12 protein-coding genes are annotated in these 13,670 nt (G+C 55.9%); 11 read left to right on the top strand and 1 reads right to left on the bottom strand.

The genetic code is table 11. The annotated features are described in order from the left end of the window. Nucleotides 1-8: 8 nt before the first annotated feature. Complete coding sequence (locus tag FPZ45_RS18845) at nucleotides 9-911, top strand: N-acetylglucosamine kinase (RefSeq protein WP_144705335.1); 903 nt, start codon at nucleotides 9-11, stop codon at nucleotides 909-911. A 34-nt stretch (nucleotides 912-945) separates the two neighbouring features. Here FPZ45_RS18845 and FPZ45_RS18840 read toward each other — a convergent pair whose 3' ends face one another. Then, nucleotides 946-1,674 carry a FadR/GntR family transcriptional regulator gene (locus tag FPZ45_RS18840; RefSeq protein ID WP_144705333.1) on the bottom strand — a complete coding sequence of 243 codons (729 nt, stop codon included), beginning with the start codon at nucleotides 1,672-1,674 and terminating at the stop codon, nucleotides 946-948. Between the two features lie 124 nt (nucleotides 1,675-1,798). On the opposite strand from FPZ45_RS18840, the gene FPZ45_RS18835 reads away from it, so the two are divergent. From FPZ45_RS18835 to FPZ45_RS18790, 10 genes are all read left to right on the top strand, one after another. Then, nucleotides 1,799-3,214 carry an FAD-binding oxidoreductase gene (locus FPZ45_RS18835; protein ID WP_144705331.1) on the top strand — a complete coding sequence of 472 codons (1,416 nt, stop codon included), beginning with the start codon at nucleotides 1,799-1,801 and terminating at the stop codon, nucleotides 3,212-3,214. Nucleotides 3,215-3,269: 55 nt separating this feature from the next. Then, on the top strand, nucleotides 3,270-4,592 hold the full coding sequence (locus tag FPZ45_RS18830; RefSeq protein ID WP_186438465.1) for a (Fe-S)-binding protein: 1,323 nt from the start codon (nucleotides 3,270-3,272) through the stop codon (nucleotides 4,590-4,592). Between the two features lie 91 nt (nucleotides 4,593-4,683). Further along, entirely contained in the window at nucleotides 4,684-5,388 is a 705-nt protein-coding gene (locus tag FPZ45_RS18825; RefSeq protein WP_144705327.1) for a copper homeostasis protein CutC, read from the top strand. A 245-nt stretch (nucleotides 5,389-5,633) separates the two neighbouring features. Then, complete coding sequence (locus FPZ45_RS18820; protein WP_186438460.1) at nucleotides 5,634-7,466, top strand: cache domain-containing sensor histidine kinase; 1,833 nt, start codon at nucleotides 5,634-5,636, stop codon at nucleotides 7,464-7,466. Further along, complete coding sequence (locus FPZ45_RS18815; protein WP_144705323.1) at nucleotides 7,459-8,256, top strand: response regulator transcription factor; 798 nt, start codon at nucleotides 7,459-7,461, stop codon at nucleotides 8,254-8,256. Before FPZ45_RS18820 ends, FPZ45_RS18815 begins: the two co-directional genes overlap by 8 nt. Before the next feature lie 104 nt (nucleotides 8,257-8,360). Beyond that, nucleotides 8,361-9,671, top strand: coding sequence for an ABC transporter substrate-binding protein (locus FPZ45_RS18810; RefSeq protein ID WP_144705321.1), 1,311 nt, complete (start codon nucleotides 8,361-8,363; stop codon nucleotides 9,669-9,671). A gap of 67 nt (nucleotides 9,672-9,738) precedes the next feature. Then, nucleotides 9,739-10,434, top strand: a complete 696-nt coding sequence (locus FPZ45_RS18805) for a hypothetical protein (RefSeq protein WP_144705319.1) — start codon at nucleotides 9,739-9,741, stop codon at nucleotides 10,432-10,434. Between the two features lie 12 nt (nucleotides 10,435-10,446). Continuing rightward, nucleotides 10,447-11,361 carry a carbohydrate ABC transporter permease gene (locus FPZ45_RS18800; protein ID WP_144705317.1) on the top strand — a complete coding sequence of 305 codons (915 nt, stop codon included), beginning with the start codon at nucleotides 10,447-10,449 and terminating at the stop codon, nucleotides 11,359-11,361. Continuing rightward, nucleotides 11,345-12,199, top strand: coding sequence for a carbohydrate ABC transporter permease (locus FPZ45_RS18795; RefSeq protein ID WP_144705315.1), 855 nt, complete (start codon nucleotides 11,345-11,347; stop codon nucleotides 12,197-12,199). Before FPZ45_RS18800 ends, FPZ45_RS18795 begins: the two co-directional genes overlap by 17 nt. A gap of 24 nt (nucleotides 12,200-12,223) precedes the next feature. Then, the gene (locus tag FPZ45_RS18790) at nucleotides 12,224-13,561 is read left to right on the top strand and encodes an FAD-dependent oxidoreductase (RefSeq protein ID WP_246120503.1); all 1,338 of its coding nucleotides are present in this window, start codon (nucleotides 12,224-12,226) and stop codon (nucleotides 13,559-13,561) included. The last annotated feature ends 109 nt before the right edge of the window (nucleotides 13,562-13,670 follow it).

Raw genomic sequence — 13,670 nt, 5'->3', positions numbered from 1 at the left:
GCTAATAGATGGGCTACGTAGCTGGAATGGACGGAGGGGGTACGAAAACCGCTCTGACGATCGCGAACGAGCGAGGCGAAGAGGTATATCGCTTTGTCTCGGGGCCGATCAACTTTAACGGTCAGGATGAAGAGAGCATTCGACTCAGCTTCGAGGAAATGTTTGCCGAAATCGCGCGCGTATGCGGTGGACTGGCGAACTGTTCGAGCATCTGCATTGGCGCTGCTGGCGTGAGTAATCCGGCAGTTGCGTCACGAATAACGGAGCTTGTCCGATCGTTCGACTATGAAGGAAGATTGATCATCGCGGGCGATCATGAGACGGCGCTGCGCGGCGCGCACGAGAGCTCGAACGGCATCATTCTGATTGCCGGAACCGGCTCGATCTGCTATGGCAGAAACGAAGCGGGAGCTGAGCACCGCGCGGGAGGCTGCGGCCACTTGATCGATGATGAGGGAAGCGGCTACAGCATCGGTCGCGAGCTGCTCTCCGCAGTCGTGCGGGCTAATGACGGCCGCCTGCCCCCGACCGCGATCACTTCTCTGGTCTACGAGCGTCTGGGGGTAAATACGGTTCGTCAGGTCATCGGGTTTGCACACGACAAGAAAACGAACAAGAAGGATATCGCGGCTCTGGCTCCGCTTCTGTCGGATGCATGTGAGCTCGGAGACGCTGCTGCTCTGGCGATCGTTCGGAAAAGCGCGGAAGCTTTGCGGGAGGTGGTGTCTCCCGTCGTGGAAAGATTAAGTCTGCAAAGCGGTCATCTCGCGCTCGCAGGCAGCGTACTTCTACGAAATGAGGAAGTAAGGGCGGAGCTGCTCTCTCTTCTAAGTAGAGATTACCCGGAGTTGAGCGTGTACTTCGCGAAACGGGAAGCCGCTTGGGGAGCCGTTCTGATGGCGCTCGAGTAACCGCTCCCTCGCGACTCGGAGAGGCAAACCCCAATTAACGTTCGCTCGAATGAGCGAGCGCCTCCCGAAGCACTTGCTCGACTTTGCTCAGATGCTCCGATATAAGCTCTGTCGCCGTCTGCTTGTCGCGCTGCACGATCGCATCGTAAATGCGGCGATGCTCGGCAAGCAGTCTGGCTGCGGTCGCCTGCTCGCGGTAAAACCACAGCTCGCGCGTCTGCCGGATCGATCCGGCGAAGCGGCCGGACAGCGATTCCATCAGCTGGACGAACAGCGAATTGCCGGAAGCGGCCGCGATCGCCATATGGAATTCCGCATCGGCACGTTCGCCTTCTGACGTATCGTTACGCTCTAGGCAGCTCTCCATCGTTTCGATCAGCTTGCCCAGCTTGGCGACGTCTTCGGACGTCCGCCTCTCGGCAGCGAGAGCGGCCGCCCCGATCTCCAGCGTTCGGCGAACTTCCAGCAGCTCGATCAGCGAGTCGGCTCCCCGGAACAATTGCTCCGCCCCGCTCCTTGCTTCGCTAGGAAGCTCTTCCTTTACGAACGTGCCGCCGCCGTGCCGCACGTCCAGCCAGCCCATCGCCTTGAGCGCGCTGGCCGCTTCTCTGATCGTAGATCGGCCCACGCCGTAGGCTTCCGCCAGCTCGACGACGGAGGGCAGACGCTGCCCGGGCCGCCATTCGCTGTCCTTAATCCGTCGCAAAATATCGTCCGCAACCAATTCATGCCCCTTGGGCGTTTCTATTTTAAATTGCCGCATATTCAAATCTCCTTACCGCCGCTTTAACAACCTATTGTCTATACAATACTATAAATTTGAAATATAATGAACACAAAGTCATCAGATGACCTGACTAATTTCGCGAATTGAAGGGGGAGCCCTCATGTTGGACGCTGCCATTGCGCAACGCTTGCGGCAGATCGTAGGGGAGAACAATTTCAAGGACGACCGCCAGTCTCTCGTGGCGCATTCCTACGATGGAACGCCGATGCTGCAGAGTCTGCCGGACGGTGTCATTTATCCGAACAATACGCAGCAGGTTTCCGATATTATGAAGGTTTTGGCCGAGCATCGTATTCCCGTCGTTTCCAGAGGCTCGGGCTCCAATCTATGCGGGGGAACCGTACCGGTTCAGGGCGGGATCGTGATGGTGATGCACCGCATGAACCGGATCGTGGAAGTCGATATGGAAAATTTAACGGCTACGGTTCAGACCGGCATGATCACGGCGGAATTCACCGCCCATATCGAATCTCTCGGCCTTTTCTACCCGCCCGATCCGAGCAGCATGAAAATCTCTACGATTGGCGGCAACATCGCCGAATGCTCGGGAGGACTTCGCGGGCTGAAGTACGGGACGACGAAGGATTATGTCATCGGTCTGGAAGCGGTGCTGGCTAGCGGCGAGATTATTCGCACCGGAGGCAAGCTGATGAAGGACGTGGCCGGCTACGATCTGACCAAGCTGCTTGTAGGCTCGGAAGGCACGCTGGCGATTATTACGGAAGCGACGTTAAAGCTCGTTCCGCCTCCGAAAAGCAAGAAGACGATGCTGGCGATGTACAAGGATTTGTACGGGGCCGCAAGGACGGTATCCCGGATCATCGAAGCGAAGATCATCCCCGCGACGCTGGAGTTCATGGACAATCCGACCATCCGGGTCGTTGACGACTTTGCGAAGCTGGGCTTGCCAAGAGACATGGAAGCGATCCTGTTGATCGAGCAAGACGGAGATCCGGAGGCGGTTGAGCGCGACATTCAGCGGATCAAGGAAATCTGCGAATCGGAGCGTGCCGATCGGCTGGACGTGGCGGAAACCCGCGAGCAGGCGGAGAAGCTGCTGACGGCGCGACGCAGCGCTTTCACGGCACTGGCGCGGCTTCGTCCAACGACGATCCTCGAGGACGCGACAGTACCTCGCTCGCGAATCGCCGACATGGTGCTGCGCATCAACGAGATCGCGCGTAAATACGACGTCTCCATCGCGACGTTCGGTCATGCCGGAGACGGCAACCTTCATCCCACCGCGACGACAGATGCGCGTGATAAGGAGGAGGTTCATCGCGTTGAACAGGCATTCGAGGAAGTATTCGAAGCGGCGATCGAGCTGGGTGGGACGATTACCGGAGAGCATGGCGTCGGACTGGTGAAGGCGCCCTTCCTCGAATGGAAGGTCGGCAGCGCGGGGATTGAAGTGATGAAAGGCATCAAGAACGCGTTCGATCCGCACCATCTGCTGAATCCCGGCAAAGTTTTTGCCAAGGAATCGAGAAAAAGGGTGGTCATCAGCCGTGAGTAACGCGAATGCCTCTACAACGATACAGAAAAAGCCGGATATTCAGCATACGAATCCGATGGCCCGAACGCTGCTCGCCAAGCTGGATTACGATCAGCTGACGAATTGCATGCGATGCGGCTTCTGTCTTCCGGCCTGTCCGACGTTCCGGGAAACCGGGCTGGAGCCGGAATCTCCGCGCGGCCGCATCGCGCTCATGAAAGCGGTGGCCGACGGCTTGATGGACCCCGATCAGGCATTTCAGGATCAAATGAACCATTGCCTGGGCTGCCGGGCATGCGAGCCGGCTTGTCCGGCCGATGTGAAGTACGGCCAGCTCATCGAGCAGGCTCGCGATGCGATCGAGGATCACGCCGTACACAGCGCTCCGATTAAGGGCGTACGCAAGCTGATGTTCAAGGGCGTATTCCCGAACCGGAGCCGTCTCAAGTGGCTCGGCCGTTCGTTGGCCTTCTATCAGAAGTCGGGGCTTCGATCGATTGCAAGGGGAACCGGCATCATGAAGCTGTTTCCGAAACATCTGCAAGAGATGGAGCAGATCCTGCCGGAAGCGTCAGGCAAAGGTGTCATTGAGCGGCTGGGAACGGTCTATCCGGCTAAGGGAGAGAAGATCGCCCGCGTGGCGTTGTTCCGCGGCTGCATCATGGATGTCATGTTTGCTGATACGAACGTTAATACAGTCAAGCTGCTGTCCGAGGCCGGTTTCGAAGTCGTCATTCCCGAATCGCAGGTGTGCTGCGGGGCGCTCCACGCCCACAGCGGGGAGATGGATCAAGCCCGTGATCTGGCTAAGATCAACGTCAAGACGTTCCGCGAGGCTGGCGTTGAGTATATCGTCTCCAATGCGGGCGGCTGCGGCGCGCTGCTCGTAGAGTACGATCATCTACTTCAGGGGGACGATGAATACCGCGAACTCGGCGAATGGTTTGCCCCTCGTGTCGTGGACGTGAGCAAACTTCTCGTGGAGAAGGGGCGCATCCCTTCGTTTGCGGAGTCGGCTTCCGTCGCAACGGCTGAACCCGTTACGATCACCTATCAGGATTCATGTCACCTTCGCAATGTCATGAAAAGCTCAACCGCTCCTAGGGAGCTGATGAACCAGGTGTCAGGGGCCCATTACTGCGAGATGAAGGACTCGGATCGCTGCTGCGGCTCTGCAGGCATCTATAACGTGACACAGCCGGAAATGGCGGGGCAGCTTATCGAGCATAAGATGGAGCACGCCAATGCGACGAACGCCCGATACTTGCTCACGAGCAATCCGGGTTGCCTGCTACAGATGAAGCACGGTATCGAGAAGCATGGTGCGAGTGACAAGATGGAAGCGATGCATATCGTCGATTATTTGTATGAACGTATGGGCGGGAGAGACGAACGTTAATGCCGCGCTAGAGCGCTTTTCATATGGACGAGGCTGAACATTTCTGTTATCGTAGGCTCCATGTTTGAAGAAGTAACGGGGGGCTTTCACGATGATTCTTGAAGTCATTGCAACAAGCGTACTGGACGCCAAGCTTGCTGAGGAGCACGGGGCGGACCGAATCGAGCTCATCTCTGGCATTGCCGAAGGCGGCGTGACGCCAAGCATCGGATTGATCGAGCAGGTATTGAAGACGGTAGACATTCCGGTAAACGTCATGCTGCGTCCTCACGCGAACAGCTTCCGTTACGACGAGGACGACTTGCAGGTGATGCTGCGCGACGCCCGGGCTATTCGTGACTGCGGGGCGGCGGGCATCGTCATGGGAATGCTGAATCGGCGTAACGAGATCGATACGGCTGCCCTGGAACTGCTGCTTGGCGAGACGGGGAAGCTGGCCGTCACCTTCCACCGCGCGTTCGACGAGCTGGCGGATCGACGCTCGGCCCTGCAACTCCTAAGCAGCTATCCCGCTATTCGCAAAATATTGACTTCTGGCGGGAAACCCAGCGTGCTGGACGCCGAGGAGGAGATCGCGGAGCTTGTCACACTGAGCGCCGGCAAGACCGTTGACATTCTCGCCGGCAGTGGTCTTCAACCGGAGACGCTGGACCTATTTATCCAACGTACGAAAGTCAAGGAAGTTCATATGGGCACGGGCGTCAGGATCAACGAAAAGGCGCTCGAACCGATCGACCCGATCAAATTGCGAGCGGCGGTGGATATCGTCGGACGGTATAAATCAATCGACGGGTGATGCAACAAAAGGCCTCCCGCATGGCGGACAAGGCACGAGAAGATAGGGGCTCTCCTGAGCGAAGGGGGCCCTGTTTTTCTATTTGTGCAGCTCCGGATCTAACCCGTCTCGCTATCCCAAAATAACATACCTTTTCTAGCGTTTAAGGGATAGCTTTTCATAGGTACGTCGTTATAATAAAGACTCCGGACAACATTCCTTGTGAAAGCGCGTACATGAAGTTTCCGGCTAAAGGGGTCGACGATATGCTACTGCGAACTATGCGGTTTACGAGGGAAATGAATTTACGCACGAAATTGCTGCTTCTGTTCACGCTGCTCATTTTGTTTCCATTAAGTTTGCAAGGGGTTATCACCTATCGGAACTTCTCCGCTACCGTCGATCAGAAGACGGAGCAATTCACCGTCGACATCGTGCGGCAGATCAACGCCAATCTTGACCGGCTGCTTAAAGACTTCGAAAGACTGTCGATCATCCCGCTGTACGATCAGATGGTGCTGACGATATTAAGCAAGTACGACGGAGAAATGGGTTCGGCCACCTGGGCTTCATCGGACGATTATATGAAAATGAAGCTTTACACGTCCGCCAATGCCTACGACAGAGCGGAAATACGCGGCATTCACCTGGTCAGCAACAGCGGTATTTTCTTCTCCAACATCGATTCCATGGCGGTCGACTTGGTCTGGGACAGCCGACGGGACGAATGGTTCGAGGAAGTCGACCGTTCCGACGGCGCTTGGGTGCTGATCCCGCCTCATCATCCTTCCTATTATAGCGTCGCGCCTAGCGATCCCTATATTTCCGTAGGGAGAAAGATCCGCGACCCGGATACGTTGCGCCCGCTCGGCTATATCCTCATCGATATCAAGCTGGACGCCTTCCGTAACATTCTCTCCAATCTCAATTACGAGCAAGACTCGAATGTGATCGTCATGGACGGTCAGCGGAGATTGCTCTTCGAGCGCAAATCCGAAGGCGATCCGTCCACCTATGACGATTTGCTGAAGCATAACCAATTGCAGCCGTACGGAACCAATCAAAGAATCCTTCTGAATGGCCAGCCCCATTTATACGTGCAGCATTATTCCAACTATTCCGGCCTATCCGTCATTAGTCTGACGCCGACTAACGTCATTCGGAAGGAATCGCGCGAGCTGGGAACGTTTACGTTGTGGTTCGCCGCGCTTTGCGTCGCCGTCGTTACGTTGCTTGCGGTTATCGTTTCCTACCGGATCACCCGGCCTCTGATCGAGCTGAAGAAGAACATGATCCGGGTCGAGCAAGGGAATTTCGATCGCAGAATCGAAGTGTACGGCAAAGACGAGTTCGGCCAATTGGGGCGCGGTTTCAACAAAATGACGGAAGAAATCAACCGGCTTTTTAACGAGGTGTTTATCCTCGGCATCCGAGAGAAGGAGGCGGAGCTGTCCGCCTTGCAAAGCCAGATTAATCCACACTTCATCTACAACACGCTGGAATCGATCAGCATGATGGCGATTCGCGGCCACAACTCGGAAGTGTCCGACATGGTTTCCGCGCTGGGCAAATTGTTAAGATATACGATCGACAAGGTGGACCGGCTCGTTCCGCTGAAGGAGGAGATTCGCTTCGTGCAATCCTACGTCCGAATCCAGCAGCTCCGGTACGGGGGAAGACTGAGAGTGGAGTACGATATCGACGAAGAAGTGAAGGAAATCGTCGTTCCGAAGCTGATTCTGCAGCCGCTCGTGGAGAACGCGGTTTACCACGGGATCGACGAGGCCGAGCAAGGAGGCACGATCTGGATATCCGCTCTGCGGATCGAGGATGTTTTGCTGATCACGGTAAGAGACGACGGCAAAGGGTTGCCGGAACGGGAGATCGAGGCGCTGAACGAGCAACTCCGGACGCTGCCCTCCTATCAAGGGTACCAGCGGGATGATCGCAGCGGACTTGGTCTGTCCAACATCGCCCAACGCATTATGCTGATTTACGGGGACAAAGGCGAACTGACAGTTGACGGCAGCTTAGGGCAAGGGTTGGCCGTCACGATCTCGATACGGCTCGTAGAGACGGGAGGAGAAACCCATGTATAAAGTATTGCTTGTGGAGGACGAAACCGTTATTCGCCAAGGGCTTAGAGAACTGATCGGCCGATCGACCGGCCAATTCGAAGTAACAGGTGAAGCGGCTAACGGACTGGAAGCGTTGGAGTATCTCAAATGCGAACTGCCGGACCTGCTCATCACGGACATCCGCATGCGGGAGATGGATGGGCTGACGATGGTGGCTCAGGTCAGAGAGATGTATCCGAGCCTGCCCGTCGTCATCATTAGCGGATACGGCGAATTCGAGTATGCGAAAAAGGCGATTTCTTACGGCGTGAGCAATTATTTGTTGAAGCCGATCGAACGGGTGGAATTGGTCGCGACGCTGGACAAAATCAAGCTGTCGCTCGATCGGGAGCGCGGCATCTCCGCGTCCGCGCCGTCTGGGCAACCGACTAGCGACGAGCCGGCGGGCGGAGATGCGAGGAAAATCATCCGCGACGTCAAACAATTCGTCAAGCTGCATATTGACGGAGACTTGCGGCTGCAGACCGTATCGGGCCAAGTTCATCTGAATGCGACCTATCTCAGCCAATTGTTCAAAGCGGAGACGGGAACGAATTATTCAGACTACGTGTCGGAGGCCCGTATGGAGCGTGCCAAATGGCTGCTAGCACATACGCGGTTGAAAATTTACGACGTAGCGCGTCTGTCGGGACATCAGAGCCCGAAGCATTTTATGCTCGTGTTCAAGCAACAAGTCGGAATGACGGCGGGGGATTACCGGGATCGATACGGACAGCCGGGCACGGAGGACACGACTGGCGACAAGGTATAAAAAAAACGTACTATTTCTTAAAGCGGCGTGATTTAGACCGGTGCCGTTCCCCCGTTATACTCATGGTGAAAGGCAGAATTCATAAACGAATTAGGGGGATTGACATGAAAAGAACGAAGCTGGCGATTCCATTGGCAGCGATGGTTGCGCTTACAGTCGGTTGCGGCGATTCCGGCTCCACTGCCGGCACCGGCTCAAGCGCAAGCGGCAGTCCGGGGCAAAAGGGAGACGTCGAACTGAAGTTCATGATGTGGGGCAACCAAGCCCATATGGATGTGTACAACGGATTGATCGATGGCTTCCAGAAAGCGAACCCGGGCATTCGCGTCACGATGGAATCCGTTCCATTCGCCGATTATCAGCAGAAAATTTCCGTTCTGGCCGCAGGGAAATCGCTTCCCGACGTCGCTTGGGTATCGGAGCGAATGGTTCCGCAATTCAAGGAAAACGGAATTCTTGGCGACGTATCGGAGTTTAAGGACGATGCGGAGTTTAAGCTGGACGACTACATTCCGAGCACGCTCGACCTGTTCCGCGACGGCGACAAGCTGCTCGGCCTGCCGTTCTCCACGCCGCCGGTCGTTATGTTCTATAACAAAACGCTATTCGATAAGGCCGGGCTGACCGATCCGAATACGCTGGCCAAAGAAGGAAAATGGACTTGGGCGGAATTCGAGAAGTCCGCGCAAGCTTTGACGAATAAAGACGTGCAGAACCGCGTCTATGGGGCGAACTTCTTCCGCGATTGGAAAACGTGGGTGACCCTGTCCTCCTACTCCTGGTCGAACGGCAGCGGTCCGTTCAACAAAGACATTACGGAATTTACGTGGGACGATCAATACGGGGTGGAAACGTTCCAAATGCTCGAACGGATGATGTTTACGGACGGATCGCATCCGAAAGCGGGCGAGCAGGTCAGCTTCGATGCCGGCAACGTGGGTATGTTCTTCGACGTGTACAGCTACGTGTCCAAAGCCAGGGATATCAAGGATTTCGAATGGAGCATCGCTCCGACGCCATCCGGTTCCCAAGGCAGCGCGCCGATGCTGGGCCAAGCCGGTTACGCGCTGTTCTCGGACAGCAAGCATCCGGAGGAGGCGAAGAAGCTGCTGAAGTACTTCGCCAGCCAGGAAGGCATTCAGGCCACTTCGACTTATTTCGTGCCTCCGCGTACGACGGTATTGAATTCCGACGAGTTCATCAACCAGCCTAACAATCCGAGCAAGGAGCACATCCTTCAGGCCGTCATCGACGAAATGCCGAAGGCGCGCATTCTTCCGGGCCACGTGCGCTGGCAAAATATCGACAACGCGATTCTGCAAGGCTTCGACCGCCTGTTCGGCAAGGTGTCGCCGGCGGAGGAAAATGTGAAGAAAATCGCCGATGAGGTTAACGCCATCATGAAGGCGAAGTAAAGAGAACATGGACAACGGTTCGAGGATTCAGGGATCGAACCGTTTCCTTTTTCCGGGAGGGACCATCATGGCAAAGCTGCAAACTTTATTGAAGTCTCGAAAACTATCGCTTATCGTCAGCCTTCCCGCCAATGACGCGGCATTAGCACGGGCGGCACTGGAGGAAGGCGCCGATGGCTTGAAAGTACATGCGAACGTCGGACACCGGGCCAGCGGCAACCATTTCGGTCCGCTTGAAGAGTACGAGGAGACGTTTCGTTCCATTCGTTCGCAATTCGACGGACCGCTCGGCATCGTACCGGCGGGAAGCGTCGAAGAGGCAAGGCGCGATGAGATCGAGCGCCTCGCGCCGCTCGGATTCGACTTCTATTCGATCTACGCTCATCATCTTCCGTCCTTCATGCTGCACGGGACCGGCCTGGATCGGACCTTCGCGGTGAACGAGTTTTCCGATCTATCCTTATTGTCTTCGGCAAGCCATTACGGCTTCGCGGCGGTCGAAGCTTCGATCGTTCCCGGAGACGAATACGGGACGCCGCTTAACTTCGCGGACGTATTGAAATATCGTCGGATCGTCGAACAATCGGGAATACCGGTTCTTCTTCCCTCTCAGCGCAAGCTCGTGCCGGACGACGTCCGCGTGCTGGGCGAGACCGGCATCAAGGCGATTATGCTGGGAGCGATCGTGGCGGGCAGGAGCGAGGATACGATCCGCAGAGCGGTGTCGGAGTTTCGGGATGCGATCGATAGATGGATGGAATAGGCGGGTGTACCGATGAGCGACAAAAGAAAAAAAAGAATGAGAGGGCCGCTGGCCCGTGAAGCGCAAATATACGGATGGCTGTTTGTTTCTCCCATGGTGTTGGGCTTTACATTATTGCTGCTATTCCCGATGGGGCTTGCGCTATATATGAGTTTTACGGACTGGCCGCTGCTAGGAAGCCATAGCTATATCGGCATCGATAACTACCGGGATATCATGGGAGACTCCTTGTTCTGGCAGGTGCTCGGCAATACCGTGTACTTCACGGTCGGACTCGTGCCGCTGAACATCGTACTGGCGCTGCTGCTCGCGCTGTTGCTGTCGAGAAGTATGCGCGGGATCGGGCTTTTTCGTACCGCGATCTTCGTGCCGGTCATGACTTCGCTGGTCGTCTGGTCCATTGTATGGAAGTATATGTTCGCGACCGATTCGGGGCTGATCAACCAGCTTCTCGCGGTGTTTAATATCAACGGTCCCGCTTGGCTATACGATACGAAGCTGGCGATGCCGGCCGTTATTGTGACGAGCGTACTGAAGAACGTCGGCTTAAATATGGTGCTTTTCATCGCAGCGCTTCAGCAGGTGCCCGCATCGCTCTACGAAGCCGCCAAACTGGATGGCGCGAGCCGGACGAAGTCTTTTTTCAACGTGACGCTTCCGATGATCACGCCCACGATATTCCTGACCGTCGTCATGACCGTAATCGGATCTCTGAAGGTGTTCGGGCAAATCTTCGTCATGACGCAAGGCGGACCGAGCAACAGCACGAAAGTGCTGGTCTACTACATTTGGGAGAAAGCGTTTAAGCTATTCCAGCTCGGTTATGCATCATCGCTGGCTTTCGTCTTGTTCTTCGTCGTGCTCGTCTTGACGTTGGTGCAGTGGCAGCTTAGAAAAAGGTGGGTGTTCAATGAAAGCGACGCATAACGGCTCACTTCGCAAATCGTTGGGCACTGCGGGCACTTATACGGTTCTCGGATTGATCTCGCTAGTAATGATGGTTCCATTTCTGTGGATGATTTCGACCTCCTTCAAGGAGCCGCAGCAAGTGTTCAAATACCCGCCGCAGCTGATTCCTTCGACCTTCCGGTTCCAGAACTATGCGGAAGTGTTCGATCGAATTCCTTTTCAATGGTTTTACTTTAACAGCGTATACATCGCCGCGCTTGTCGTGGGCGGCACCGTTCTGTTCGCGTCGCTCGCCGGATACGCTTTCGCTAGAATTCCGTTCGCGGGCAGGAACGCCGTGTTCCTGATTCTGCTCAGCGCGATGATGATCCCGCACGAGGTCACGGCGATCCCGATGTTTCTCTTCATGCGCGAGATCGGTTGGATCGATACGCATTTACCGCTTATTCTGCTGCCGATCTTCGGTGCGGGCGGCGTGTTCGGCATCTTCGTCATGCGGCAGTTTTTCATCACGGTTCCGAAGGAACTGGAGGAAGCCGCGATGATCGACGGATGCAGCCGGCTGAGGATATACGGTCAGATTATGCTGCCGATCGCGAAACCCGGATTGGCGACGCTGACGATTTTTACGTTCGTGACCAATTGGAACGAATTTTTCGATCCGCTTATCTTTATCAATACGCGCAGCCTGATGACGCTGCCTTTGGGCTTGTCCTTGTTCACGGACGAGGTCGGGACGGCATGGCATCATCTGATGAGCGCGACAGTAATGGCGACCGTGCCGTTGCTTATTATCTTCTTCCTGGCGCAGCGTCAATTCATCGAAGGCGTGGCCATGACGGGGTTAAAAGAATAGAAAGAACGGAGTTGGCATCAGGTGATGAAAAAGGTAGAGGCGGATGTTGTCGTCGTCGGCGGAGGACCCGCGGGAATCGTCGCGGCGATCGCGGCCGGACGGCAAGGGGTGAAGACGATTCTCGTAGAGAGATACGGCTTTGTTGGCGGTATGTCCACGGCGGCGATGGTGTATCCTTGGATGACTTTCCACGCCGACAGCGGCGAACAGGTCATTCAGGGAATCGCGCAGGAAATCGTCGATCGGCTCATCGAGCGCGGAGGCTCTCCCGGCCATCTTCGGGACACGGTCGGTTTCGTGCGCACGTTAACGCCGTATCATCCCGAAATCTATCAGGTCGTGGCTTTGGAGATGCTGCGGGAAGCAGGCGTACAACTGTTTCTTCATAGCTTCGTAGACGAGGTGGACGCGGCGGACGGAACGATCCGCGCGGTACGGATCACGACGAAGTCCGGGAAAATCGAATTGGCGGGACGGGTATTCGTGGATGCGAGCGGAGACGCGGACGTCGCTTACTTGTCGGGTACCGAGACGCTGAAAGGACGCGACGGCGACCTTCAAGCGCAGCCGATGACGATGAAATTCCGGATGCGGGGTGTCGATCTGGAACAGATCAAGGCGTACATGATCGCAAATCCCGAGAACTTCTATAAGAAGACGCCGATCGCGGAACTGCCGAACTTGCCGCTGACGGGCGTAAGCGGCTTTTACTCCCAGTGGAAATCTTCCGGCGTACCGATCAATCGCGACCAGGTGTTATTCTTTACCGGTCCCGCGGACGACGAGGTGCTCATTAACTGCACGAGGGTGCAGGGGCTGGACGGCACGGACGTGGAAGATTTGACCCGCGCGGAGGAAGAAGGGCGCAAACAAGTACTCATGATGGCCGATTTTCTGAAACGGGACGTGCCCGGCTTCAGCCGCGCTTCCGTATCATCCGTCGGTACCCAGATCGGAATTCGGGAGACCCGGCGGATTGTCGGTCTGTATTCACTGACGAAGGAGGACGTGATCGCCGGCAGGAAGTTCGAGGACGCCATCGCTAGAAGCGGTTATCCGATCGACATTCACGATCCGTCCGGCAAGGGAGTGACCGCCTCCTGGATCGCGGGCGACGGCACCTACGATATTCCGTATCGCTGTCTGGTGCCGAAGACCACCCACAACTTGCTGGCAGCGGGAAGATGCATCTCCACGACGCACGAAGCGCTCGCAACGACCCGGCTAACGCCTAGCTGCATGGCAACCGGCCAAGCTGCCGGAACGGCTGCCGCTTTGTCCGTTCTAACGAACGTAGCTCCCGGCGAGGTGGACATTCCGCAATTGCGCGAAGCGTTAAGGCAAGGGAAGGCTTGTCTATAATACGGTTCTAAATCAGCCCCGAAATCCTGTGGATCTCATGATGAGGTCCGCGGGATTTATTTTTATTGCTTCGCGTCCCCGATTTGTCTAAAATGATTGCAATCGTATG

This window comes from Cohnella terricola (genome assembly GCF_007786475.1).
GTDB lineage: Bacteria > Bacillota > Bacilli > Paenibacillales > Paenibacillaceae > Cohnella > Cohnella terricola.
The sequence above is the reverse complement of the archived record's forward strand: the minus strand, read 5'-3'. Positions and strand labels throughout refer to the sequence as shown.

Coding starts and splice junctions, on each gene's coding strand:
- FPZ45_RS18835 (WP_144705331.1), top strand. CDS start 1,799: ATGTTGGACGCTGCCATTGCGCAACGCTTGCGGCAGATCGTAGGGGAG.
- FPZ45_RS18840 (WP_144705333.1), bottom strand. CDS start 1,674: ATGCGGCAATTTAAAATAGAAACGCCCAAGGGGCATGAATTGGTTGCG.
- FPZ45_RS18810 (WP_144705321.1), top strand. CDS start 8,361: ATGAAAAGAACGAAGCTGGCGATTCCATTGGCAGCGATGGTTGCGCTT.
- FPZ45_RS18800 (WP_144705317.1), top strand. CDS start 10,447: ATGAGCGACAAAAGAAAAAAAAGAATGAGAGGGCCGCTGGCCCGTGAA.
- FPZ45_RS18795 (WP_144705315.1), top strand. CDS start 11,345: ATGAAAGCGACGCATAACGGCTCACTTCGCAAATCGTTGGGCACTGCG.
- FPZ45_RS18815 (WP_144705323.1), top strand. CDS start 7,459: ATGTATAAAGTATTGCTTGTGGAGGACGAAACCGTTATTCGCCAAGGG.
- FPZ45_RS18830 (WP_186438465.1), top strand. CDS start 3,270: ATGGCCCGAACGCTGCTCGCCAAGCTGGATTACGATCAGCTGACGAAT.
- FPZ45_RS18790 (WP_246120503.1), top strand. CDS start 12,224: ATGAAAAAGGTAGAGGCGGATGTTGTCGTCGTCGGCGGAGGACCCGCG.
- FPZ45_RS18820 (WP_186438460.1), top strand. CDS start 5,634: ATGCTACTGCGAACTATGCGGTTTACGAGGGAAATGAATTTACGCACG.
- FPZ45_RS18845 (WP_144705335.1), top strand. CDS start 9: ATGGGCTACGTAGCTGGAATGGACGGAGGGGGTACGAAAACCGCTCTG.
- FPZ45_RS18825 (WP_144705327.1), top strand. CDS start 4,684: ATGATTCTTGAAGTCATTGCAACAAGCGTACTGGACGCCAAGCTTGCT.
- FPZ45_RS18805 (WP_144705319.1), top strand. CDS start 9,739: ATGGCAAAGCTGCAAACTTTATTGAAGTCTCGAAAACTATCGCTTATC.